The 24,677-nt window shown below is 62.2% G+C and carries 22 protein-coding genes; 12 read left to right on the forward strand and 10 right to left on the reverse strand.

The genetic code is table 11. The annotated features are described in order from the left end of the window. The first annotated feature begins 86 nt into the window (after positions 1 to 86). From AC1IN8_RS19540 to AC1IN8_RS19550, 3 genes are all read left to right on the forward strand, one after another. Positions 87 to 695, forward strand: a complete 609-nt coding sequence (locus AC1IN8_RS19540; RefSeq protein WP_479760241.1) for a TetR/AcrR family transcriptional regulator — start codon at positions 87 to 89, stop codon at positions 693 to 695. Between the two features lie 29 nt (positions 696 to 724). After that, entirely contained in the window at positions 725 to 1,906 is a 1,182-nt protein-coding gene (locus tag AC1IN8_RS19545; protein WP_479760243.1) for an SGNH/GDSL hydrolase family protein, read from the forward strand. A gap of 419 nt (positions 1,907 to 2,325) precedes the next feature. Continuing rightward, positions 2,326 to 3,261 carry a helix-turn-helix domain-containing protein gene (locus AC1IN8_RS19550; RefSeq protein WP_479760245.1) on the forward strand — a complete coding sequence of 312 codons (936 nt, stop codon included), beginning with the start codon at positions 2,326 to 2,328 and terminating at the stop codon, positions 3,259 to 3,261. Positions 3,262 to 3,322: 61 nt separating this feature from the next. Here the strand turns inward: AC1IN8_RS19550 and AC1IN8_RS19555 are convergent, their stop codons facing one another. Together AC1IN8_RS19555 and glnK are read right to left on the reverse strand one after the other, a co-directional pair. Then, a complete protein-coding gene (locus tag AC1IN8_RS19555) occupies positions 3,323 to 4,564 on the reverse strand; it encodes an ammonium transporter (protein ID WP_319914175.1) in 1,242 nt (413 codons plus the stop codon). Positions 4,565 to 4,589: 25 nt separating this feature from the next. Beyond that, on the reverse strand, positions 4,590 to 4,928 hold the full coding sequence (gene glnK / locus AC1IN8_RS19560; protein ID WP_139436253.1) for a P-II family nitrogen regulator: 339 nt from the start codon (positions 4,926 to 4,928) through the stop codon (positions 4,590 to 4,592). A 399-nt stretch (positions 4,929 to 5,327) separates the two neighbouring features. Between glnK and AC1IN8_RS19565 the strand changes: the two genes are divergently transcribed. After that, complete coding sequence (locus tag AC1IN8_RS19565; RefSeq protein WP_247627465.1) at positions 5,328 to 6,329, forward strand: sensor domain-containing diguanylate cyclase; 1,002 nt, start codon at positions 5,328 to 5,330, stop codon at positions 6,327 to 6,329. A 147-nt stretch (positions 6,330 to 6,476) separates the two neighbouring features. After that, positions 6,477 to 6,890 carry a hypothetical protein gene (locus tag AC1IN8_RS19570; protein WP_139436257.1) on the forward strand — a complete coding sequence of 138 codons (414 nt, stop codon included), beginning with the start codon at positions 6,477 to 6,479 and terminating at the stop codon, positions 6,888 to 6,890. 62 nt (positions 6,891 to 6,952) lie between these two features. Here the strand turns inward: AC1IN8_RS19570 and AC1IN8_RS19575 are convergent, their stop codons facing one another. Beyond that, positions 6,953 to 8,947, reverse strand: coding sequence for a methyl-accepting chemotaxis protein (locus AC1IN8_RS19575; protein ID WP_479760247.1), 1,995 nt, complete (start codon positions 8,945 to 8,947; stop codon positions 6,953 to 6,955). Positions 8,948 to 9,206: 259 nt separating this feature from the next. Then, on the reverse strand, positions 9,207 to 9,563 hold the full coding sequence (locus AC1IN8_RS19580) for a hypothetical protein (RefSeq protein ID WP_479760249.1): 357 nt from the start codon (positions 9,561 to 9,563) through the stop codon (positions 9,207 to 9,209). Positions 9,564 to 9,762: 199 nt separating this feature from the next. Between AC1IN8_RS19580 and AC1IN8_RS19585 the strand changes: the two genes are divergently transcribed. Continuing rightward, positions 9,763 to 10,485: a response regulator gene (locus tag AC1IN8_RS19585; protein ID WP_025328561.1), complete on the forward strand. Its 723-nt coding sequence runs from the start codon at positions 9,763 to 9,765 to the stop codon at positions 10,483 to 10,485. Between the two features lie 7 nt (positions 10,486 to 10,492). Then, positions 10,493 to 11,878 carry an ATP-binding protein gene (locus AC1IN8_RS19590; protein WP_139436263.1) on the forward strand — a complete coding sequence of 462 codons (1,386 nt, stop codon included), beginning with the start codon at positions 10,493 to 10,495 and terminating at the stop codon, positions 11,876 to 11,878. Positions 11,879 to 11,950: 72 nt separating this feature from the next. Here the strand turns inward: AC1IN8_RS19590 and AC1IN8_RS19595 are convergent, their stop codons facing one another. The 3 genes from AC1IN8_RS19595 to yjbD form a co-directional block, all read right to left on the reverse strand. Beyond that, on the reverse strand, positions 11,951 to 13,906 hold the full coding sequence (locus AC1IN8_RS19595) for a ligand-gated channel protein (protein ID WP_479760252.1): 1,956 nt from the start codon (positions 13,904 to 13,906) through the stop codon (positions 11,951 to 11,953). A gap of 349 nt (positions 13,907 to 14,255) precedes the next feature. Next, complete coding sequence (gene cspE / locus AC1IN8_RS19600) at positions 14,256 to 14,468, reverse strand: transcription antiterminator/RNA stability regulator CspE (RefSeq protein WP_025328559.1); 213 nt, start codon at positions 14,466 to 14,468, stop codon at positions 14,256 to 14,258. Positions 14,469 to 14,861: 393 nt separating this feature from the next. Further along, entirely contained in the window at positions 14,862 to 15,146 is a 285-nt protein-coding gene (yjbD, locus tag AC1IN8_RS19605; RefSeq protein WP_162519186.1) for a DUF3811 domain-containing protein, read from the reverse strand. Positions 15,147 to 15,497: 351 nt separating this feature from the next. Between yjbD and AC1IN8_RS19610 the strand changes: the two genes are divergently transcribed. Next, entirely contained in the window at positions 15,498 to 15,620 is a 123-nt protein-coding gene (locus AC1IN8_RS19610) for a hypothetical protein (protein ID WP_080675244.1), read from the forward strand. Positions 15,621 to 15,668: 48 nt separating this feature from the next. Here AC1IN8_RS19610 and AC1IN8_RS19615 read toward each other — a convergent pair whose 3' ends face one another. Beyond that, positions 15,669 to 16,439 carry a substrate-binding periplasmic protein gene (locus AC1IN8_RS19615; protein ID WP_479760254.1) on the reverse strand — a complete coding sequence of 257 codons (771 nt, stop codon included), beginning with the start codon at positions 16,437 to 16,439 and terminating at the stop codon, positions 15,669 to 15,671. 156 nt (positions 16,440 to 16,595) lie between these two features. Then, complete coding sequence (locus tag AC1IN8_RS19620) at positions 16,596 to 17,171, reverse strand: single-stranded DNA-binding protein (protein ID WP_005328769.1); 576 nt, start codon at positions 17,169 to 17,171, stop codon at positions 16,596 to 16,598. Between the two features lie 518 nt (positions 17,172 to 17,689). Here AC1IN8_RS19620 and AC1IN8_RS19625 point away from each other — a divergent pair. Beyond that, a complete protein-coding gene (locus AC1IN8_RS19625; protein ID WP_162472085.1) occupies positions 17,690 to 18,328 on the forward strand; it encodes a LuxR C-terminal-related transcriptional regulator in 639 nt (212 codons plus the stop codon). 94 nt (positions 18,329 to 18,422) lie between these two features. Continuing rightward, positions 18,423 to 21,251, forward strand: a complete 2,829-nt coding sequence (uvrA, locus tag AC1IN8_RS19630) for an excinuclease ABC subunit UvrA (protein WP_479760256.1) — start codon at positions 18,423 to 18,425, stop codon at positions 21,249 to 21,251. A 183-nt stretch (positions 21,252 to 21,434) separates the two neighbouring features. Here the strand turns inward: uvrA and AC1IN8_RS19635 are convergent, their stop codons facing one another. Then, entirely contained in the window at positions 21,435 to 21,560 is a 126-nt protein-coding gene (locus tag AC1IN8_RS19635; RefSeq protein WP_005328766.1) for a hypothetical protein, read from the reverse strand. Positions 21,561 to 21,884: 324 nt separating this feature from the next. On the opposite strand from AC1IN8_RS19635, the gene AC1IN8_RS19640 reads away from it, so the two are divergent. Both AC1IN8_RS19640 and AC1IN8_RS19645 read left to right on the forward strand, forming a co-directional pair. Then, the gene (locus tag AC1IN8_RS19640) at positions 21,885 to 22,496 is read left to right on the forward strand and encodes an OmpW family outer membrane protein (protein ID WP_025328553.1); all 612 of its coding nucleotides are present in this window, start codon (positions 21,885 to 21,887) and stop codon (positions 22,494 to 22,496) included. Between the two features lie 200 nt (positions 22,497 to 22,696). Continuing rightward, the gene (locus AC1IN8_RS19645) at positions 22,697 to 24,676 is read left to right on the forward strand and encodes a methyl-accepting chemotaxis protein (RefSeq protein WP_205643014.1); all 1,980 of its coding nucleotides are present in this window, start codon (positions 22,697 to 22,699) and stop codon (positions 24,674 to 24,676) included. Position 24,677 lies beyond the last annotated feature (1 nt).

The raw sequence follows: 24,677 nt of genomic DNA on the forward strand, positions 1-24,677 counted from the left end.
TTTGTCAATCACCAAAAAATAATTCTTTGTTAGTCGACAATGAACTGGTAGCCTTGGTCTGAAATGACAGATGCGGAGAGTGTGTTATGGCTGGCAGACCAAGAGAATTTGATCGTGAAGAGGCGTTGCGCATAGCAAAAGAGGTGTTCTGGCAGCGTGGCTATCAAGGGACTTCCCTGTCTGACTTGGTGGCTGCACTGGGGATTGCGTCTGCACGGATTTATGCCGCCTTCGGCTCAAAGGAAAATCTTTTCCGTGAGGCGATAGCGCTTTATCTGGCCGAAGAGGGGGCTTTTGCTGACGCCGCCCTGTCACAGCCGGACACCCGCCAGGCTGTCAGGCAACTGCTGGTGAACGCGGTCGAAGCCTACACCCGTGACGATAGGCCTCACGGCTGCATGGTGGTCCTGTCGCTGACCAACTATGGCCGTGATAACGAAGAGATCATGGCATGGCTGGCCGGTTACCGCCAGGAGCGGATAGACGGCATCATTGAGCGCATCCGGCAGGGCGTTCAGTCCAGTGAACTGCCGGAAAACACCGATATACAGGGGCTCGGGGATTATGTGGCGACCGTGTTTCACGGGATCTCCATCCAGGCCCGGGATGGCGTCAGTCGGGCGCGTCTGCTGGCAATGACGGATATCGCCATGCAGGGCTTCGATGTCATGACGGCCCCGCCGGGCGCGCAATAACTCGGTTGTTTCTTTCAGGAGAATTTCTGATGTCATATTCAGTGCCTTCAGCCCCGCCAGTGCGCGACGGGTGGATATGCACCTGGCTTTCCAGCTCCCAGCCCGCATCGGGAGAGGCGTTTCCGTTTCCATCGGATATACCACCCATTCATGGGGATCAGACACTCCGGCAGTCACTGCGCATCAGCCTGGGCGGTCAAAAGCTGCGGCTGATCTTTTCCAATCGTTATGGCGCCCAGCCGCTGGTCATAGGCGAGAGCCATATTTCCGTGCCTGATCTGTGCGGTGCACTGGTTGTCACCTTTAATGGGCAAGCCGGCGCGACAATTCCAGCGGGGGGCACTCTGTGCAGTGATGAAATTCCATTGGATATTCCCTCGCTATCGGTGATCACTCTGCGGACCTATCTGCCGGAGCCGATTCCGGTCAATACCTTCCACTGGGATGCCCGTCATTTTTCGTTGCTTGAGCCGGGCAATCAGGCCGTCAGGGAAGAGGCCGGCGACGGTCAGAGAATCAGCTCCCGTTTGCTGGTTGAAAGCGTCCAGGTTCAGCCGGGATCCGCGTGCCGCACTCTGGTCGTCATCGGTGATTCTATGGTGGATGGCAACGGCGTGGAGATGGACAGCTATGGCCGTTGGACAGATTTTTTGGCAGAACGCCTTGTTGCCGACAATATCGCGGTGGTGAATGCCGGGCAGTCGGGTTCCCGGTTGCTGAAAGACGGCGTCGGCATCGCCAGCCTGTCGCGTTTCGAGCGTGATGTGCTGCAGCAACCCGGTGTCACCAGCTGTATCGTGCAGGTCGGACTGAATGATATCGGGTTGGCGGGCACGGCACTGGATCCGGATAGTCCGGTGCCGGCGGCAACGGTGCTGATCAACGGCTATCGGCAATTACTGAAGAGGGCGCGGGAATACCATATCCGCATGACAGGCGTCACCCTGGTGCCGCTGCGAGGAGCCGGTGAGTATGGTATTGAACGTTTTTATCAGCCTGAAAAAGAGGTTGTCCGGCAGGCCGTGAATCACTGGATGCGCACCAGCGGGGAATTTGATGCGGTGATTGACAGCGACCTGCTGGTGCGGGATCCGGAGTGCATGTCGCGGCTCGGCGCGCACTACGATGTCGGGGATCACCTTCATCTCAATCTTGAAGGACATCAGCGGGTCGCACGGTCAGTGCCGCTGGCCGTTATCCGGAGGGATTGACGGCTTTTCCGGCTGCCTCAAGCGCCCCGCCATGTTGCGGGGCGATTCACTCAACAATAACCCCTCGTATCCATCGACTGCCTCATGTGTATATATGCCGCTGCCCGGGAGCGGATCCGGGGATCGACGAGCTGGCCAGGCAGTGACCCTTATTTCGACTGCGCCGCCAGTCGCTGGGGCTGTGTATCAGCGCCAGGCTGGCGCCCCCTCGAGGCGCACCAAGCAGGAGCTGAACGGCTTGGCTTGTGGTCGCGCCCATTGGTCTGCCCGCCAAACAGGGGGCAGTAGAATGCCTTGAGCGCCTCCGGATCCTGCGCCCGGATGGCGACGTGATGGAGATGCATGGCTGCTCTCCTGTGACTCTATGCCCTTGATGTTATGCTGGGGCCTTCCCCTTCGACATGGCTGAGCCCGTTCTGATGATGTCCGACACTGCCAACCCCGAGCTTATCGACGTCTCCCCCGACTGCCGCGAGCAGATCTGCTGCGACAGCCTGCTGCCCGCCCTCGCGCAGGAGCGGGTCTGGCTGGCGGGCTACTCCCGCCTGCGCACCCGCTATCGCATCGAGCGCCGCCTGGCGGACGTGCACTGCTTCCTGCTGACCCTGGGGGGTGAGGGGGAGGTGCTGCTGGGGGATCGCTTCGAGCGGCTGCCAGTGGGGGAGTGGGCGCTGATCCCGGCGGGGGAGCCGCTCTGCTATCGATTGCCAGAGACGCGATTGTCAGAGACGCGATTGCCAGAAGCGCAGTGGCCAGCGCCGGAGCAGCCGCAACCGACGGCTAGGGGCGACTGGGATCTGGTGTGGCTGCTGCTGCACAAGGACTCCCCCTGGGATGCCTTTGCGAGCCGCCCTCGTCTGGGCTGCACCTCCCAGCAGGGGACACTGCTGCGCACCATTGAGAACCTCTATGCGGAGCAGGAGCGCCATCAGGACCCGCTGCTCAGTGCGCTTTTGGTGGAGCAGCTCGGTTTCTACCTGCGCCGCCTGCTGCAGAAGGGGGAGGGGCAGAGTCGCGGCGAGCGGCTGGCTCTGCGCCTAGAGCTGCTGCTCAAGGAATCGTTGACCGAGTGCTGGGACATAGGGCGGATGGCCGACGCCCTGCACCTCTCGGAGCGCCAGCTTTATCGGCTCTGTCAGCAGCACTTCGCGCTGGCCCCCATGGCGCTGCTGCAACGGCTGCGGCTGCAGCGTGCTGCGCTCCTGCTGGCGAGCCGGGCCGATTCGGTGAAACTGCTGGCCGCCCAGTGCGGCTTCAAGAACGAATACCACTTCTCCACCGCCTTCAAGCGCCAGCACGGCCTGGCCCCGAGTCACTATCGCCGGTTGCATCACCCCGCCTTCAAGGGGCGCTGAGGGCGCCCCCCAAAAAAAGAGCGGGGCCCGAGGTCTCCCCCGGGCCCCGCACGTGGCGGTGTCAGGTGCTGGATTTGATGCTGACGAACTCGGGGTAGGCATCGACGCCGCACTCGTGGAGATCCACGCCCAGCATCTCTTCCTCTTCGCTCACCCGCAAACCCATGGTGGCCTTGAGCAGGCTCCAGACGACCAGAGAGACGGCAAAGACCCAGCCGAAGATGACGGCGGCCCCCAGCAACTGGGCGCCGAAGGTGGCGCTCGCGTTGGAGAAGGGCACCACCATCAGGCCGAACAGGCCGCAGACCCCGTGTACCGAGATGGCGCCGACCGGATCGTCGATCTTGAGGCGGTCGAAGGCGACGATGGCGTAGACCACCAGGGCACCGGCCAGGGCGCCGATCAGGCTGGCGAACAGCGGGCTGGGGGAGGCCGGGTCGGCGGTGATGGCGACCAGGCCGCCGAGGGCGCCGTTGAGGATCATGGTGAGATCCGCCTTGCCCCAGGTGAGCTTGCTGACCAGCAGGGCGCCGACCACACCGGCCGCCGCGGCGGCATTGGTGTTGACGAAGACGGTGCCGATGGCGGTGGCGTCAGCGGCGCTGGAGAGCGCCAGCTGGGAGCCGCCGTTGAAGCCGAACCAGCCCATCCAGAGGATCAGGGTGCCCAGGGTCGCGAGCGGCAGGTTGGAGCCGGGGATGGGGTGGATCTCCCCCTGCTTGCCATATTTGCCACGACGGGGGCCGAGCAGCAGCACGGCGGCCAGGGCCGCGGCGGCGCCCGCCAGGTGGACTATGCCGGAGCCCGCGAAGTCGGAGAAGCCCGCCTCTTTCAGGAAGCCGCCACCCCAGCTCCAGTAGCCCTCGACGGGATAGATGAAGCCGGTCATCACCACGCAGAACAGCAGGAAGGACCAGAGCTTCATCCGCTCGGCCACCGCCCCCGAGATGATGGAGGTGGCGGTCGCCACGAAGACCACCTGGAAGAAGAAGTCGGCGTGCAGGGAGTGGCCCGCGTCGTCCGCCTGGCTGCCCATCAGGCTGCCAAAGCTCGGCAGCCAGCCGCCGGCGCCGTTGTCCACGTACATGATGTTGTAGCCGACCAGCAGGTACATGACGCAGGCGATGGCATAGAGCAGGATGTTCTTGGTCAGGATCTCGGTGGTGTTCTTGGCGCGGACCAGGCCCGCCTCCAGCATGGCGAACCCGGCGGCCATCCACATGACCAGCACGCCGGAGATCAGCAGGTAGAAGGTGTCGAGTGCATAGCGCAGCTCGCTGACGGATGTGATCAACTCTTCCATGTCGTATTCCTCTGTTCCAGTCGTATCAAAGGGCGTCTGTGTCTGTCTCGCCGGTGCGGATCCGCACGGCGGCCAGCAGGTCGCAGACGAAGATCTTGCCGTCGCCTATCTTGCCGGTGTGGGCGGCCTGGCTGATGGCTTCGATGATGGGCTCGACGTTGTCGGCCTGGGTGGCGATCTCCAGCTTCACCTTGGGCAGGAAATCCACCTGGTATTCGGCGCCTCGATAGAGTTCGGTGTGCCCCTTCTGACGGCCAAATCCCTTGACCTCGGAGACCGTCAGCCCCTCTACGCCGAGGGTGGCGAGGGCTTCGCGAACGTCATCGAGTTTGAACGGCTTGATGATGGCAGTGATTAACTTCATGCAATGTCCCCAATCCTTGGTGCTTCATTCAGGCAAACGCAAATATTGCGCCAAGAATTTTCCCCTATTTATTCAATGATTTAATTCATCCGTGCCCGAGAGGCTGGCGAGAGACGCCCCATTTGGGCAGGGTTGCGCCAAGGCGGTGCACCGCCCTGGTGCAAGGGGCGGGAAGATAAAAGGGGGAAGGCGTGACGGCGCTCAAGACCGGCGGCAGGCCCTGCTGCTACTGTTATTCAGGGGAACCAGGGGACGGCCGATAACCTTGTCATGACAGGGATTGCAGGCAGGCAGTCGTCGTCGGGTAGCCCGGCAGGCGGCCGCATTTTTCAATGATGTTCAACCGTCGGACTCGAGTCACCCGCAGTGGCGCGGGGGAGCAGAACAAGGATGGATTCCATGCTGCAGGACAATGACACTATCAGGATCCCGGATCTCAACGACGCCGCGGTGCACGGCATTCTGGAGGTCATCAGCGACGGGGTCTGGGACTGGAATGCCAACACCGGCTTCGTCTATCGCAATCCGGGCTGGTACCAGATGCTGGGCTATGAGCCGCACTCCCTCGACAACAACGTCTTCACCTGGGAAAACGTGATACACCCGGACGATCTGCCGCGGGTGATGGATCGCTTCGATGCCTATCTGAGCGGCCAGAGTGCCGACTACAGGGCCGAGTACCGCTGTCGTTGCCGCAACGGCGACTATATCTGGGTTGAGGATTGTGGCCGCATCATAGCGCGCAACCCGGACGGATCCGTGGCCAGGATGATAGGGGCGCACCGTGACATTCATGCCCAGCGGGAGCTCTACGCCCGGCTGGAGCTGCACAATCGCACCCTGGAGCAGCAGGTGGCGGAGCGCACCGCCGAGCTGGAGCGGCTCAACCTGGCGCTCCAGCATCAGGTGGAGGAGAACCGCCGCCTGGCGGAGACGGACTCCCTGACCGGGGCCGCCAGCCGCTATCGGCTGGAGCAGGCCGTCCGGCTGGAGTATGAGCGGGCCCGGCGCTTCAAGGAGCCCTTCGCCGTGATCGCCATGGACGTGGACGACTTCAAGCAGATCAACGATCGCCACGGCCACGGGGTGGGGGATCAGACCCTGATCGACATAGTGCGCCTGACGCGCGGCGCCATCCGCGAGATCGATCTGCTGGCCCGCTGGGGGGGCGACGAGTTCATGCTGGTGCTGCCCAACACCCGGCTGGCGGAGGCCCACGTGGTGGCCGAAAAGCTGCGACAGCGACTGGGCCATGCCAGGGTCAAGGGGGTGGAGCCCATCACCCTGAGTTTCGGTCTGGTGGAATCCAGGCCGGATGAGCCCCTTAACCAGCTGATGGCGAGGGTGGACAGGGCGCTCTACCGGGCCAAGCTGGCGGGCAAGGATCAGCTCTCTGGCTAGGGGGCGCCGCTATCCATCCCCGCCGCCATCTTCACTCAAGGGAATGACCCTTGCCCCCCGAATGCGGCTTGACCTTGGGATCATCTTGACTCCAATCGAGCACACTGGTCTGATGCGCGCTCTTTCATTCCTGTGAGATGTATCTTAATGAAAAAGTGCCTTCTGATTGCCCTGACCGCCCTGCCCCTGGTTGCCCACGCCGGCCTGATGGATTCCCTGACCGACTCCGTGACCAGCAGCGTCACCAGCACCGCCAAAGAGATGGCCGGTACTGCCGTGGACAGCGCCTCCAACGAAGCGATCAAAACGGCCCTGGATATCAAGGAAGGCGGCTCCAACAAGCAGGCCATCAAGGACAAGCTGGGCGCCCCGGCCAGCACCAAGACCGATGCTGGTCTGGAAGTGTGGACCTATGATCTGAGCGCCCTGAACAAGGCCTCTCCGCTGCTGGCCGAGACCACCAAGTCCCTGCTGAAGGATTCCGAAGTGGCGCAGAAGAACGTGGTGATCAAGTTCGAAGGCGAGACCGTCAAGACCCTGAACCTGGCCAACAAGGCCTGAGTCCTGGTGACGTGCATGAAAAAGGGGCCCGCGGGCCCCTTTTTGCTGGCTGGCGTTCGCCATCACACCTTGAAGCGGCGCACCAGGGCCAGCAGCTGGCGGTTGGAGCCGAGCAGTGACGCTGCGCTCTGCTCGGTCTGGCTGCCGTTTTGCACCAGCAGGTTCAGCATGTCGCGAATGCTCACCATGTTGCGGTTGATCTCCTCGGTCACCCGGCTCTGCTCCTCGGCGGCGGTGGCGATCTGGCTGCTGAGATCGTGGATCTGCACCACGGAGTCGGCCATGCTGTCGAGCCCGCCGGTGACCTGACCCGTGGTGTCGGCTGCGGCCTGGCAGCTGCGCTTGGTCTGCTCCATGGCGACCACGGCCTCGGCCACCCCCTGGGTGAGCCGTGACAGCATGCTGCCCACCTCGGCGGTGCTGTTCTGGGTGCGGGCCGCCAGGGCACGCACCTCGTCGGCCACCACGGCGAAGCCTCGTCCCTGCTCCCCGGCCCGGGCCGCCTCGATGGCGGCGTTGAGTGCCAGCAGGTTGGTCTGGGCGGCGATGCCGCCTATCACCCCGAGTACGCTGCCGATCTGCTTGGCATCCTCCTGCATCTCCAGCACCTTGGCGGCGGCGAGATCCACCTCGTCGATCAGGGCCACCACGCTGGCTGAGGCCGATCCCACCACCTTGCGGGAGTTGGCGGCCTGGCCATTGGCGGCCTCGGTGAAGCTCGCCGAGTCGCTGGCGTGCCGGGCCACGCTGTCGGCGGTGGAGCTGAGCTCGGTGAGGGCGGTGACCACCTGATCCGTCTCGCTGGCGTGTTCTCCCAGGATCCGTCGGGTCTGACCGGTCTGCTGATCGAGCTGTGCCAGCTCCCGGGTGATGAGGTCGGTGGCGTCCGTCACCTGCACCATCATCTGCTGCAGGTAGGCGATGAAGCGGTTCACCGACAGGGCTATGTTGTCCAGCTCGTCATGACCCTTCACCTGGATGCGGGCCGTCAGATCCGCATCGCCGGCGCTGAGGGCATCTATGTTGAGCCTGAGGGTCTGCAGCCGGCGGCCGAGCTGGCTGATGGCCAGCACCATGAGCACGAACAGCAGTCCCACCAGGGGCAGCTGTATGCTGGCCAGAGTGGCGAGCACGTCCCGGCTGTCCTGGGTCAGGATGCGGGTCGGCAGGGCGGTGGCGAGCAGCCAGGGGGTGCCGTCGATGGCCTCCATCAGCAGGGTCTGCTCCTCCCCCTGATCCTGGAAGGTGGTGCGCAGCAAGCCCTTGCTCGCGTCCTGGCCGAGCAGGCCGGCGATGGCACCGGCGAAGGGGTAGTCGGCGTGGGCGGAGAGGTTGCCGAGCACCACATCGCCGCCGAGGCGGGCGTTCTTGCTCAGGATCTTGCCGTCAGCCTCGACTATCATCACCTGGCCGCCGATCTCCTGCTCCTTCCTGGCCACCAGATCGTTGAAGAACCCCAGGGTCACGTCTATGGTCGACACCCCGTAGAGGGCGCCGTCCTTGTAGATCCCCATGGCGCAGTTGGTTCTCGGCTGCTGGCTGGCACCATCCTTGTAGGCGGCGGCCCAGACGCACATGCCGCGAGGGGCCTGCTGCCCCGCCTTGTGCCAGGGTTGCTCGAAGTAGTTTGGCGCCTCGGCCGAGTTCCAGTAGGTGTTGGGGATGAGGGCGTTGGCCGCATCCCTGTGATAGAAGGTGCTGAACTTGGCGCGGCCCGCCTCCCGTTTCTCCGGCAGGGGCCAGATGCCGCCGCCGAAGACCATGGCGTTGCCGTATTGATCGATGAGGGCGGGCAGCAGGGCGTCTATCTGCTCGCTCGGCAGCCGGGCCACCAGCTGGGTGATGCTGCGGGACTGGCTCTGCACCCCGTTGAGCTGGTCGCGGATGTCGGTGGCGATCTCGCTGACCCGCAGCGCCACATTCTGCTCGCCGGCCTTCTGCAGCGCCGGCTTGATCCAGAGCTGGATGCCGATCACCGTCAGGGCGCACACCAGCGCCATGAACCCCAGGAAGACGGCGGTATAGCGCCCCTTGATTGTGCCCAGATTCCATCCCATAACGACTCCTGTCCACCGTGGCCGGGGCCTTGCCCGATCCTGTTGTTTGAGCCGCCATTATTAGCCATTTCGAACATAAAACGTTTGTTATCGCTCACATATCCCGGTGCTGGGGCAGAAAAGGGAGCGTGGGAATCTCGGTCTGTGCGGTTTAACGGAGACGAAAAACGGGGTGGCCAAGGCCACCCCGTCGTCATCTTGTTTGCTTCGTCGTATCGGTTTACTGATTTGCCTCGGCAAACGACTTCATGACCTCGACTTACTGGTTCGCTTCTGCAAACTGCTTCATCACCTCTGCGTGCTTGATCATGCCGTCGGCACGCAGCCCGAGGTTTTTCACGAACTCGGCCTTCTTGGCCGGGTCTTCAATCTTGTCGTAGCGCTGTTGCAGGTGAGCCTGGATCTGTTCCGGGGTCATGTTCTTCATGCGGGCCATCTTGTCGTGGCGACCGCCGTGGTGCTTGCCGCCCATCATGCCGGTACCGTCCATGGGGCAACCGGTCGCCGTGGCCTGGGTCGGCAGGGCGGTGGAGACCGCCTCGCTGGCGGCATAGGCGCCCAGCGGCAGGCCGAGGAGCAGGGTGGCGGTCAGCAGGGTCTTGGTCAGCTTTTTCATGGGTAACTCCTGTCGGATGAATACGGGTAGAGGCTGTTTCGCCTTGGTATCCAGTAAACACCGTGGAAGTGTCTGAATTTTGCCAGTTGAAGCCTATTTTGTAGCAGAGTGTGGCATCTTGGCGCTCTGGCACACTTTGACACAACCCGCCCGATTGATTCTCGTATAATCGCCCCAGCTCGATAACGGAGAGATGATGATGAACCAAGGCAGCCCTCATATTCTGGTGGTCGACGATCACAGCGAGATCCGCGATCTGCTCAAGCGCTTTCTGGAACAGCACGGCATGCGCGTCAGCTGCGCCCGGGATGGCAAGGAGATGAAGCGGCTGCTGGACGAGCGGGAGTTCGACCTGCTGGTACTGGATCTGATGATGCCGGGGGAAGATGGCCTCACTCTGTGCCGCGAGCTCAGGGTGAAGTCCCGCCTGCCCATCATCATGCTCACCGCCATGGGGGAGGAGACGGACCGCATCATCGGGCTGGAGATGGGGGCGGACGACTACCTCGCCAAGCCGTTCAACCCGCGGGAGCTGCTGGCCCGCATCAAGGCGGTGATGCGCCGTACCCAGGCGGAGATCCAGCCCGTCCCCGAGGCCCTGACCCGGGATCTGCGCTTCGATCGCTGGCTGCTCGACATCAATCGCCGGGAGCTGGTGGACGAGGAGGGTGTGGGAATGAGCCTCTCCACCGCCGAGTTCGATCTGCTCAAGGTGTTTCTGGAGCGGCCCCAGCGGGTGCTGAGCCGGGATCAGCTGCTGGATCTGGCCCGTGGCCGGGAGGCGGTCGCCTTCGATCGCGCCATCGATACCCTGGTGAGCCGGCTGCGGCGCAAGCTGGAGCGGGATCCCAAGAATCCCGAGCTCATCAAGACCATCTGGGGCGGCGGTTACCTGTTCGCCGCCGACGTGACCCAGGAGTGAGGCCGGCATGATCAAGGGCTTCTTCGCCAGGCTGCTGCCCAAGGGGCTGACCGGCCAGATAGTGCTGGTGGCCCTGGCGGGACTGGTGCTGATCCAGCTGCTCAGCATCCAGATCTACCGCTCGGATCGGGAGGAGGCCCTCGGCTACGTCAACAGCCGCAACGCCATGCAGCGGATCATCTCTGTGGTGCGCCTGCTCTCCCTCTCCCCCCCCTCCCTCTATCACGAGATCCTCAAGGCGAGCCGCAGCGAGACCCTGCTGCTGCGTCTGGCCGACGAGCCGCTGCAACCGGACAACCGCAGCCCCCGCTTCGAGAAGCTGGTGCGGGCCAAGCTCGGGTATCCGTCGTCCCTGTCGGTGGAGATCAGCGCCGAGCTGAAGCAGGACATACAGCGCAGCCGGGCCTGGCAGCATCACAACCGCATGATGAAGGATCGCAACGGCATGCCGCCACCCCAGGACATGCGGCTCTATGGCTCCATCCAGCTGCCCAACGGGGGCTGGCTGCAGTTCAGCTCCCTGGTGGACAAGGAGGCGGTGAGCTGGTCCTGGCAGACCACTCTCAACCTGCTGCTGGTGGCGAGCCTGGTGATAGGCCTGATGATCTGGCTGTTCCGCCGGGCGACCCTGCCCCTCAAGCAGCTGGCCGCCAATGCCGACCGGCTGGGGCGCGGGGAGGACATAGAGCCGCTGCGCGAGGAGGGGCCCACCGAGATCCGCGAGTCCATCCAGGCCTTCAACCGCATGCACACCCGGCTCGATCGCTTCGTGCAGGACAGGACCCGGATGCTGGCCGCCATCTCCCACGACCTGCGCACCCCCATCACCAGCCTGCGGCTGCGCAGCGAGTTTCTGGCAGACGGCGAGGACAAGGAGCGCTTCCAGCAGACCCTGCAACAGATGGAGCAGATGCTGGCGGCGACCCTGAGCTTCGCCCGGGAGGAGGGGCAGCAGGAGGCGACCCGGGAGCTGGATCTGGTCAGCCTGCTAGAGAGCCTGTGCGATGACTATGCGGATACCGGCCAGCCCGTCATCTGCCTGGCCGAGGGCAAGCAGGTCTACGCCTGCCGTGCCAATACCCTGCGCCGGGTGCTGCAAAACCTCATCGGCAACGCCATCAAGTACGCGGGCGGGGCCGAGGTGTCCCTGGAGCGAACCGAATCCGAGCTGCTGATCCTGGTCTGCGATCGGGGGCCTGGCATAGCCGAGGGCCAGCTGGAGGAGGTGTTCAAGCCGTTCGTGCGCCTCGACGAGGCCCGCAACACAGAGTCGGGCAGCGTGGGGCTGGGGCTCGCCATCGCCCGCACCCTGGTGCATCAGCACGGCGGCGAGCTGACCCTGCACAACCGTGCCGAAGGCGGCCTGGAGGCCAGGATCAGCCTGCCGCGCTGACGGCGCCTATCCCGTCACCCATGAAAAGGCCCGCACTCGGCGGGCCTTTTGCATCTCTCGCACCCGAGAGGATCAGAACTGGTAGGTCAGCCCCAGGTTGTAGCGACGCCCATCCAGCACGGTGCCGTAGCTGGCGTAGTCCACCCTCTTGTCCAGCAGGTTGTAGATGCCGGCGGTGACGCTCAGTGCCTGATTGGCCTTGTAGACCAGGCCGGTGTCGAAGAAGGTGTAGGAGGGGGTGCCTTCGGCCATCTTGACCCGGCTCAGGTAGTCCGAGGTCTTGCTGTGGAAGTTGACCCGAGACCAGAGGCCGACCGCCTCGCTGGTCTGCCAGTCGACCGTGGTGTTGAACATGTGGCGTGGCATCTGGTTCAGTGCCAGACCCGCCATGGGGCCGCTCTTCTGCTCGGACTGGGTGAAGGTGTAGCTGGAGGCCAGGGACCACTGCGGGTTGATGGCCCAGTTGGCCGTGCCTTCCACCCCGCGCATGTTGGCCTCGTCGACATTGATGCGATCGCTGATGAAGTCATAGGTGTGACCGTTCAGGGTGCAGGCGGGATCCTGCTTGCTGGTGCAGCGACGGGTCTCGGCAATCTTGTCCTTGAAGTCGGTATTGAACAGGGTCAGCCCGGCGTTGAGCCCCTGCTGGCCATCCCACAACAGGGCGATTTCCTCGCTGACGCTCTTCTCCGGCTGGAGGGCCGGGCTGCCGACCAGCATGCCATCCTGGGTGCCGCCGCCGGTGGCCTGGCCCCAGTTGGCCGCGGACATGCGCAGGTCGGGGGAGCGGTAGCCGGTGGAGACACCACCCTTCAGGGTCCAGAACTCGGCGGGATGCCAGACCCCGTAGAGACGCGGGCTCCAGTGGCTGCCGTAGTTCTGATCCCTGTCCATGCGCACGCCGCCGGTGAGGGCGAAGCTGTCGGTCAGGGCCCACTCGTCCTCCACGAACAGGGCCCAGCTCCAGCGGGTCAGCTGGTCGGCGCGATTGGCCACATTCAGCTGGTTGCCCTGATCCTGCAGATCCTCGTAGCGGTATTGGCCGCCGATGCTCAGGTAGTGATCCCCCAGGATGATCTGGGTGTGGGTGTCGGCTATGGTGTTGATCATCTTCATCTGCCGACCCGGGTTGGTGCTCTCTTCCCGTTGCAGATAGCTGGTGGAGGAGCCGAAGTCGTAGCGGCCATCGTGGGTGATGGCGTAGTTGGTGCGCTCGTAGGTGCTCAGGTTCGGTTTGGCCTTGGCCGAAATGGACTCCCCCGGTGTGCGATCCCTGTCCTGCAGGCCGCGGCTCACCTCGAAGTCGACGCTGTTGTGCTCGTCCGGGGTCAGGTTGAACACGGCGGTGCCGCTGCGCATCTCCTGCTCGGCGAAGCCGTTCTCGAACTGATCCTCGCCGCGGTAAGAGAGCTGGCCGTTCAGGCGCATCCCCAGCAGTCCGTCCACCAGGGCGCCGGCGGTGTAGGCATCGGTCTGGAAGAGATCACCTGAGGCCTTGTTCTCCTGGAAGGTGCTGTCGGCATGCAGCGACCCCTGCCATGCCGTCATGCTGGTGCTCTTGCGGGTGATGACGTTGATGACGCCCCCCATGGCGTCCGAGCCGTAGCGGGAGGACATGGGGCCACGCACCACCTCGATCCGCTCTATGGCTTGCAGCGGCGGCAACCAGCCCTGCTCTATGCCGGGACCGTCGCTGTTGGGGCGGGTGCCACGGCTGTCGACCCGCTTGCCGTCCACCAGCATCAGCGTGTACTTGGCTCCCATGCCGCGGATACTGATGTCGCTGCTGCTGCCACCCCCGGTGATCACCACCCCGGGGACGTCTTTCAGGGCGTCGGTCACGTCACGGTAGGCGCGCTTCTCCAGCTGTTCCCGGGTCACGACCGAGATGGAGGCGGCAGAGTCTTCGATCTTCTGCTGGAAACCCGAGGCGGTGATCACCATGACTTCGTTCTGGCTGGCGTGGGCCTGGCTGGCCAGTGCGGCGATGATCAGGGTGGCGAGAGGGGTAATGGGGATGCTAGTCATGAAAACCTGAACTCCTGGGAAGGAAAGTTTCTCAACCCGCCACTGAGTCCCGGGATCTTGGTGTCGCACTGGGACGGCGGAGCTGAGAGTCCCGGGATCTTGGTGTCGCACTGGGACGGCGGAGCTGAGCCTCAAATGGATGACATTTGTCGACAGGCATTCTAGGCAAACAAGAATCAAATGCAATTGATATTGGTTATCGTTTGCATTTTGTTCGAGGGAAGGAGGCAGTTCTGGCGGGGAAGAGAGGTAATGATGGAAATCCAGATAACAAAAAACCCGCCGAGGCGGGTTTTTTCAATTCTTGCAGAAGGACTTTCCGATTGACGAAAAGGCTTCCTGGCTTGAATTACAGACCAACTACGTTGGCAGCAGCCGGGCCTTTCTGGCCTTGCTCGATGGTGAACTCAACGCGCTGACCTTCGTCCAGGGTTTTGAAGCTGGTGGACTGGATAGCGGAGAAGTGTACGAACACGTCTTTGCCACCGTCAGCCGGGGAGATGAAGCCAAAACCTTTCTCAGCGTTGAAGAACTTTACGGTACCAGTCATTTTGTTAGACATAATAATTTCCTTGAATAGTGATGTTGAAACGCTACTTGTGTAGCAATCCATGATTTTTCGTCAGCAATACGTATGGGGAGCACTAAAGAAGGAGAATTATTTGGCGAGAATCATCTGGGACAACTCTATGCACAAATCACTGCTTTAAAATGACTGCCTAACATAATCAGGTCTGAACTACCGAACCATCGAAATCGATTAGAACACGCTCACTCCGCCATGGCAATCTTTATCTTGGTATTAATTCCTGCCCGGCGAGGGGGTGTTAGCGTTTTATCTTGATAAAATCGTTTTATACCAGAAGGTTATCTAGCATTTTCCGGTACGGGAAAGGGATGTATACAGGCCCATGTCCGGATGACAGCACAAGCATCCGGACATGGGAGACAGAAATTATCGCTTGCTGCGGTACTTGTTGCTGACGGAGTCCGCCCAGTTGAAGGTTTCCGGCAGCACCTGATTCTTGGCGCGCTCCTTGGCCTTCTCCCGTGCCAGAGCGGAGGCCGCCTTGGCTGCCTTGGCGCGATCCTCGGCGATTTTCAGGCGCCCTTCCTCACGGATCTTGTTACGTTCCCCATTGGTCAGGGTGTGATCGGCATGGGCCTGGGCCTTCTGCAGCAACAGGGTGATCTCGGCTTTTTCGGCCTCGGTAAGATCTTTCATTTCCAGCTTTTTCATGGCGCACTCCTGCGGCAGGTGATGGTTCACCCTAACACACTCCGGAGGCCGACTCTTATGTAATCGTCCTCTTGACCCCAAAAGAGCAAGTTGAGTGCGTTTTCCTGCCGGTTTTCGCCTAGATACAGGCCGGTTGTGGCAGTTTGTCCCGGGTTGTCGGGATCTGGATGACGAGGTCAGAGCCCTGTGGAGCACCGTTGTCCGGCGAGGCTGGATCCCGGTGGAGGCTGGGGGTATGCTGGTGCCAGTGCGATCCTCGATCGTCACTGCTAGCGTACTGTGATCTATGATTCGGATGACATGCTGGAATCTTGATTCCAACTGTCCTGGTAACATTTTTGGAGTCTGATGATGAGCAACAAAGAACAGCATCACGGCAAAGATGCCAAGAAAAAACCGCAGATGTCACTGAAAGAGAAGCGCGAGGCCAAACGTCAGAAAGCTGATCTGAAAAATGGCGGCGCGATGAAGTAACGCTCCACTACACTGTTGTTCCTCTGGAGCCAGTATCAAGCCAGTCCGTCATGGGCTGGCTTTTATGTTTCTGTCGGATGAGGTCGTGCCATAGGCGGCAAAGATCCGCTCATAGCGACCATCTTCCTTCATTTTGCTGAACTGGCGATCGAACCACTGCTGCTGCGCCGCCTCGCGAAAGGCGAAGTGGTACCGGGTGGGGGGGAAGAGATCATGCTGTCTGACCCTGTCGTGGGGATAGCGCGCGCTGCCCTCTGCTTGCCCGATCAGTTGCGACAGGTAGTAGTAAAAGACCCTCTGTTCCAGGATCACGGCATCCGTGCGCCCCAGCAACAACTTCTGAACCTGCCCCTCCTGCCTCGCCACCTCTTCATAGTCGGGGTTCTGATCGACCAGGTCGGCGAACTCTTTTCCCAGGATCTGCCTGGCCCGCTGGAAGGCGCTGACTCGCAGCGTCCGCAGATCCCCCATGGTGTCAAAGGCCGTCTTGTCGAGGGTAAAGACCCGGTTGTGAAAGGTGATTACCACCTGGGAGAGGTGGGCGTGGCTCAGCATGCCGGGTCTGACGTTGATGATGGCATCCAGCTTGCCTTCCTCCAGCATCCTGAAGGTCCGCTCCAGAGGCAGATAGATGAACTCGGGTTCATGACTGCTGCCGACGAACGCCTCGCGCATGAGATCGAGCTCGATGCCGCGATCCTCGTGAGCGATCACGTAGGGAGGGATGGCGAAGCTCACCCCCACTCGCAGCGGTTCGGCGATCAGAGGGGCGGCAAACACCAGCAAGATGAGGCGCAGCAGGCGACCAAGGTGATTCATGCAGGTTCTCGGGGAGGTGACTCGTCCCGAGAATAGCCACACGTCAGGGCGAGGGAGAGGGTAAGGTGCGGATCGTCGCAACAACATGATGAGGGAGGGGATGAATGCGTCAGGAACAGACAAAAAGGCCCTGAGTCATCAGGGCCTGGGTGTCGATCAGAACGGGATATCGTCGTCGAAATCCATCGGCGGCTCGTTGTAGACCGGCGGTGCAGACTGGGGCTGCTGGGCCGGACGGCCGTAACCACCCTGTGGCTGCATATTCTGTTGCGGGGCTGCGGCCGGGCGCTGCATCGCTTGCTGGGGAGCTGCCTGTTGCGGCTGGCCCCAGTTGCCCTGGGACTGTTGGCCGCCCATGCCCTGGCCGGCGCCGCCTTGCGGACGGCCACCCAGCATCTGCATCACGCCGGTGAAGCTGTCGACCAGCACCTCTGTGGTGTAACGCTCCTGGCCACTCTGATCCTGCCACTTGCGGGTCTGCAGCTTGCCTTCGACATAGACCTGGGAACCCTTCTTCAGGTACTCACCCGCCACTTCGGCCAGCTTGCCCATGAAGACCACACGGTGCCACTCGGTACGCTCTTTCTGCTCACCGGTCTGCTTGTCGCGCCAGGTGTCGGAGGTGGCCAGGGTGATGTTAGTCACGGCACCGCCGCTCGGCATGTAGCGCACTTCCGGGTCTTGCCCCAGGTTACCGATCAGAATGACTTTGTTGATGCCTCGACTGGCCATAATCTCTCTTCCACCCTTATGTATACCGGCCAGGCCAAATGCCTGGTCCCATTCAATATGTCGTTTGTTTGCAATGAGATGCGCGCCACGGATGGACCTCATCTTCACGCATGTCACGGCTGTGCCAGATTCAACCGACGCGTTTATCGGCCATCCGCCGCAGCGTTTGCCCGCAATAATACCAGTTGGCGGAGATGAGCGCACACCTTCCTGTCCTGGCGAGCACCAAACCCCGCCGCTGGCGTCCGAGTAACTTACCCGAGGTATGGCCCCACCAGCAAGGGGGCGACGGGGCCGAGTGCTGCATCGACGGCCAAGGCCTGCTATGGTGCGGTCCGGCACTACTTGACCCCCCAAATGGGGGGTGTGTGCTAGTCATTTGTATTGGTTGGAAAATTGCTGAGCTTCAAAGGAATCACAGCAGCGTCTAATACTTTTTTAATGCTGCAGCCAGGAGGGGGATTGGTACTCTTCCTTGCCGAAAAGCCCCGACTCGAATGTGCAAGGAAGTTCTCTTGATGACGCCCGAATACCCCTTAGTGCTGATCACCGAAAATAATGCACAAGCCAGCAGTTTCCAGCGTCACCTCAGCGAACAGCTTGGCTTGTCCATCTTGCTGGTGGGGGAGATAGAGGCCCTGCCCGAACCCGCCGAAACGTCTGCCCAGACGCTGCTGCTGATCGATCTGGACTATCTGAAGTCGGCTCAGCAGGCGGATTGGAGCAAGGCCATCTGCAGCCGCTTCGGCGAGGCCAGTGCCGTGCTGCTCAACGCCCCGACCAGCACGGACAGGGAGCTGCTGCTGATGTGGCCCCACACCAGCGGGCTCTTCTTCCGCCAGGACAACCTGGACAGGCTGGTGATCGGCATCCGCAAGGTGTTGCAGGGGGAGTACTGGATCCCGCGCCATCTGCTGTGCGATCTGGTGGATTACTACCGCAAGGGGAGCGGCCAGCCCCTGCGCAACCAGACCCTGCTGACGGCCCGCGAGCAGGAGATAGTCCGCCACCTGATGACGGGGGCCTCCAATACCGAGATCGCCGACAGCCTGTTCGTGAGCGAACACACCATCAAGTCCCACCTCTATAACGTGTTCAAGAAGTTGAACGTCAAGAACCGCCTGCAGGCGGTGAGCTGGGCCAAGGAGTATCTCTGAGCGCCGGGGTGGGATGATAAAAGCCTGTCTATTCATCCAGTAGTCTCTATGCCATACTGGCCCGCTCTGGTTCCCGTATCGAGCGCGCAACAAGATGGAAAAAATCGTGATCCGGGGTGCCCGCACCCACAACCTCAAGAACATCAACCTGACTCTGCCCCGCGACAAGCTGATCGTGGTCACCGGCCTGTCCGGTTCGGGCAAGTCCTCCCTGGCGTTCGATACCCTCTATGCCGAAGGCCAGCGCCGCTATGTGGAGTCCCTCTCCGCCTATGCCCGCCAGTTCCTCTCCCTGATGGAGAAGCCGGACGTGGACCACATCGAGGGGCTGTCGCCTGCCATCTCCATCGAGCAGAAGTCCACCTCCCATAACCCGCGCTCGACCGTCGGCACCATCACCGAAATCTACGACTACCTGCGCCTGCTGTTTGCCCGGGTCGGTGAACCCCGCTGCCCGACCCACGCCATCCCGCTCGCCGCCCAGACCATCAGCCAGATGGTGGATCAGGTGCTGGCCCAGCCCGAAGGCACCAAGCTGATGCTGCTGGCCCCCGTGGTGCGCAATCGCAAGGGGGAGCACACCAAGCTGCTGGAGAACCTGGCGGCCCAGGGCTACATCCGTGCCCGCATCGATGGGGAGGTGTGCGACCTTTCCGATCCCCCCTCGCTGGAGCTGCACAAGAAGCACACCATCGAGGTGGTGGTGGACCGCTTCAAGGTGCGCGATGACCTGGCCCTGCGCCTCGCCGAATCCTTCGAGACGGCTCTGACCCTCTCCGGCGGCATCGTCCTGGTGGCCCCCATGGACGGAGAGGAGGGGGTTGCCCCACTGATCTTCTCCGCCAACTTCGCCTGCCCCGAGTGCGGCTACTCCATGTCGGAACTGGAGCCGCGCATCTTCTCCTTCAACAACCCGGCCGGTGCCTGCCCCACCTGCGACGGCCTCGGGGTGCAGCAGTACTTCGATCCCGCCAAGCTGATCCAGGATCCGGGCCAGAGCCTGGCCGGTGGCGCCATCCGGGGTTGGGACAAGCGCAGCTTCTATTACTTCCAGATGCTCAAATCCCTCTCCGAGCACTACAAGTTCGATCTGGAGGCGCCCTGGGAAGATCTGCCGGTCAAGACCCAGGAGGTGATCCTGCGCGGTTCCGGTCGCACCGAGATCGAGTTCCGCTACATGAACGATCGCGGCGACGTGGTGGTGCGCAAGCACCCGTTCGAAGGAATATTGCACAACATGGAGCGCCGCTACCGGGAAACCGAGTCCAACTCGGTGCGGGAAGAGCTCTCCAAGTACATTGCCAACAAGTCCTGCACCAGCTGCGGTGGCAGCCGGCTGCGGGAAGAGGCGCGCCACGTGTTCGTCGACAACCGCAACCTGCCGGCCATCGCCGAGCAATCCATCGGCGATGCGCTCGCCTTCTTTGAGGGGCTGAACCTCACCGGCCAGCGCGCCCAGATCGCCGAGAAGATTTTGAAAGAGATCGTCGAGCGGCTCGGCTTCCTGGTGAACGTCGGCCTCAACTATCTGAGCCTGTCTCGCAGTGCCGAGACCCTCTCCGGCGGCGAGGCGCAGCGGATCCGGCTGGCGAGCCAGATCGGCGCCGGTCTGGTGGGGGTCATGTATGTGCTGGATGAGCCCTCCATCGGCCTGCACCAGCGGGACAACGAGCGGCTGCTCAAGACCCTCACCCATCTGCGCGATCTCGGCAACACGGTCATCGTGGTGGAGCACGACGAGGACGCCATCCGCCTCGCCGACCATGTGCTCGACATAGGCCCGGGGGCCGGCGTGCATGGCGGTGCCATCGTCGCGCAAGGGACGCCGGAGGAGATCATCGCCAATCCCGAATCGCTCACCGGTGACTACCTCTCCGGCCGCAAGCAGATCGCCATTCCTGATGAACGCACGCCGCTCACCGGCAAGTGGTTGAAACTCAAGGGGGCGAGCGGCAACAACCTGCGTAACGTCAACCTGGATCTGCCCATCGGCGTGATGACCTGCGTCACCGGCGTCTCCGGCTCAGGCAAGTCGACCCTGATCAACGACACCCTGTTCCGCATCGCCCACCGGGAGCTGAACAAGGCGACCGAGTCCACCCCGGCCCCCTATCGCGAGGTGGAAGGGCTGGAGCATCTGGACAAGGTGGTGGACATCGACCAGAGCCCCATCGGCCGGACCCCGCGCTCCAACCCGGCGACCTATACCGGCCTGTTCACCCCGATCCGCGAGCTGCTCTCCGGCACCCAGGAGGCGCGCTCCCGGGGCTACCAGCCGGGCCGCTTCTCCTTCAACGTCAAGGGGGGCCGCTGCGAGGCGTGCCAGGGGGATGGGGTCATCAAGGTGGAGATGCACTTCCTGCCGGACGTCTACGTGCCGTGCGACGTCTGCAAGGGCAAGCGCTACAACCGCGAGACCCTGGAGGTGAAGTACAAGGGCAAGAACATCCACGAGATCCTGGAGATGACGGTGGAAGATGCCCGCGAATTCTTCGACCCCGTCCCTGCGGTGGCGCGCAAGCTGCAGACCCTGATGGACGTGGGCCTCTCCTACATCCGCCTCGGTCAGTCCGCCACCACCCTGTCGGGGGGCGAGGCGCAGCGGGTCAAGCTGGCGCGGGAGCTCTCCAAGCGGGACACCGGCCAGACCCTCTACATCCTGGACGAGCCGACCACGGGGCTGCACTTCCACGACATCCAGCAACTGCTCAAGGTGCTGCACCAGCTGCGGGATAGAGGCAACACCATAGTCATCATCGAGCACAACCTGGACGTCATCAAGACCGCCGACTGGATCGTCGATCTGGGGCCGGAAGGGGGCGCCGGTGGTGGCCGCATCCTGGTGACCGGCACGCCGGAGGAGATGAGCCGTTGCAAGGAGTCGCACACGGCGCGCTTCCTGGCCCCCTTGCTGAACAAGTAGGGGCACATCAGACAGACAAGGGGCCTTGGCCCCTTTTTTGTGGGCGATCGCTGGGGGATGGAGAGAGCCCGGGCTTCGCCTCGACGGCGGGCGCAGGATCTGAGCCCGGAGCATGATTGAATGCGGTATTGAAGCGGGCAGGGCAAGCCCCGCACCCAGGGTGTGAGCCGTGACGCCGGGGGGTCAGTGGGCCAGCATCAGGAAGGCGAGGGCGAACAGAAAACCGAGCAGGATAAACAGGAAGGAGCCTATGCCCCAGATGGCTGCCAGGATGCCGATGATTTTGTCTTTGCGTGTTTGTGGTTTCATAAAGATTAAATTACAGCATGGCTACATTGCTTTAATAAAATACGCTGGCCGGCATCATTAAACAACAGTGAAACGGGAATATGGGTAACCTTAAGGTGTATTTATTTTCTATTTTAAATGGGGCGTCATTGTATATTTATATTTCAACTTACTGTATTTAAATGGTTTTATGGTGTTATTTGTCAGGTTTTTGGCTGTCTGAAGCTGCTGTGTACATCCATCTATTTCTTGATAACTATTGAGCTAAATCAATAACCGTCCATTCACATCCTTTTATAGTTTTCGGGCTTACAACATAGAAAGAAAACAAAAAGGAATTATGTGATGAAAAAAGTGCTTCCTCTCCTGATCGCAGCCGCTTTTGCTTCCCCCGCCGCCATGGCCCACCAGGCCGGTGACATCCTGGTGCGTGGCGGCCTGGCCTTCGTCTCTCCCCAGACCAGCAGTGACGACGTGCTCGGCACCGGCGAGCTGGATATCGACAGCAACATGCAGCTGGGGCTGACCCTCTCCTACATGCTGACGGACAACTGGGGCGTCGAGCTGCTGGCGGCGACGCCTTTCTCCCACTCGGTGTCGACCCCGGGGCTGGGTGAGGTCGCCAAGGTCAAGCACCTGCCGCCGACCCTGATGGCCCAGTACTACTTCGGGGATGCCAACAGCAAGGTGCGTCCCTATGTCGGTGCCGGCATCAACTACACCACCTTCTTCGATGAAGAGGGCCGTGGTGCCCTGGCGGGCACGGATGTGAGCGTTGACTCCTCCTGGGGGCTGGCGGGTCAGGTGGGCCTGGACATGGCGATCAACGACCGCTGGTTCGTCAACGCCTCCGCCTGGCTCATCGACATCGACACCGACGTGCACACCGCGGTGGGCACCATCAATACCTCCATCGATCCGGTTGCCTTCATGTTCGGCGTCGGCTACCGCTTCTGATGACAAGGTTGGCCGCCACAAGGCCATGACAACCAAGCATGTCTCTTTGGCCCGGCTCTGTTCGGGCCCTTTTCTGTCCGGCGCGGCGCAATAACTGTGATCCGGCCCCTCATGGCGTCACTTATTGCTCTTCCATTGCCTCAACTTGCCGATAGCCTCTGCGTTCACCCCTTTATTTCCCAACGAGTGAGGATGTCTCCATGGGTTTATCTATCGTGCAGCGGATCATCGCCGGATTTGTGCTGATGTTGCTGCTGCTGGTGCTGCTGGGCTTCATCAGTATCCTGAAGATCCGGGGAATCAATGAGGGACTATCCCAGGTATCGGATCGTGCCACTCCCCTGGTGATCGCCGTTGCCGGGCTCAAGGGTGCCTTGCAGGACAGCAACCGCTGGGTGCTGACCTACAGGACCAGCGAAGATGCCACCCAGTTGCCGCAGCTGGCCAGCCAGTTCAAGGCGCAGCAGGCGCGCTTCCTGGCCCAGAGTCAGGAGATGGCCCGCTTCAACGACGTGGCCGAGGCGGGCGAGCGCTTTCGTCAGGTAGATGGGGCCACCCGGGAGTTCTACGCTCTGGCGGATCAGGTGCTGAGCCAGCATGGTCAGTGGATAGCCGCCCTCGATCGGCGTCATGAGCTTGAGCTGGCCTTTATCCGGCTGGAAGATACCTATCAGTGGGCTGCCGATCTGCTGTTGCAGCAGACCGCCAGCAAGCGCTCCATGCGCAACAAGGCCGAACTCATCACCTCCGGCATCGCCCGGGATCTGAAGAACATCCGTCGGGCCGACGCCAAGACAGACCTCAACGAACTGGAGAAGGTGCTCGCCAAGGACATCGAGATGGCGCGCAAGCGGCTCGAGCGGGTGCTGGTGCCCGATGACGTGAGGCAGCGCTTCGTCGTCAATCTGGACAGGATGCAGGAGCTGGCGCTCGGCCCGCAGGGGCTGCTGGCCACCATGCGCCATGCCCAGCAGCTTGCGGCCTCGCTGCAAACCTTGAATCAGCAGCTCGATACCAGCCTAGTCAACAGCCTGGCGCTGCTGGACGAGATGGGCAAGTCGGCGGGCAGCATCGCCAGCCAGAGCCGGATCGGGGCCGATGACGCCGTCAGCAGTGCCAGCTTCTGGATCCTGATCGTCTCCGCCATCTCCGCCGCCGCCGCGCTCATCATCGGTTACACCACGGCCCGCAGCATACAGCGCCCGTTGCAGTTGATCGATCGGGCGCTGGATCGCATGGCCACCGGGGACATGACCCGGCGCATCGACTACCAGAGCAGTTGTGAATTTGGCAGCCTGACCCGCTCCATCAACACCCTGGCGGACAAGACGGGGGAGCTGCTCTCCCAGATCAACGCCGGTTCCCGCCATCTGGTGGAGGAGGCGAGTCGCGCCGCCGAGATCAGCGAGCGCGCCATGTCCAGGGTGCAGGATCAGAAGAGCCAGACCGATCAGGTCGCCGCCGCCATCACCGAGCTGGAAGTGAGCGCCACCGAGGTGGCCCGCTCCACCGACGGCACCAAGCGCGAGGTGGATCTGGCCGACGAGGAGGCTCGCGCCGGTCGCAAGCAGGTGGCGACCACGCGCCAGATCACCGAACAGCTGGCGGGCGCCATGGAGGAGGCGGTCGGCATCACCCACAAGCTGGGTGAATTCAGCAACAACATCGGCAGCATTCTGGATGTGATCCGCAGCATTGCCGAGCAGACCAACCTGCTGGCACTGAATGCGGCCATCGAGGCGGCCCGGGCCGGTGATGCCGGTCGCGGCTTTGCCGTGGTGGCGGACGAGGTGAGGGCACTGGCGAACCGGACCCAGACCTCGACCGAGGAGATCCAGGCCATGATCGAGAACCTGCAGAGCTCCAGCAAGCAGGTGATGGAGGTGATGGGACGCAGCCAGGAGCAGACCCAGGGTTGCGTGTCGCAGACCCGGGCCATGGACGAGGCGCTGCAATCCATCGCCGAGAGGATGAGTGCCATCAAGTCGATGGCGGATCAGGTCGCCCATGCGGCCCAGGAGCAGATCTCGGTCAGTCAGGGGGTGGCCCGTCATATCGCCGGCATTGCGGACGTGGCCTACGAGACCGAACGGGAGGCCCGTGAATCGGCAGGCAGCAGTGAAGTGCTGGCGGAACTGGTCGCCAAGCAGCAGCAATTGATCGCTCATTTCAAGGTGTAGG

It is taken from the genome of Aeromonas sp. 130281 (assembly GCF_056642115.1).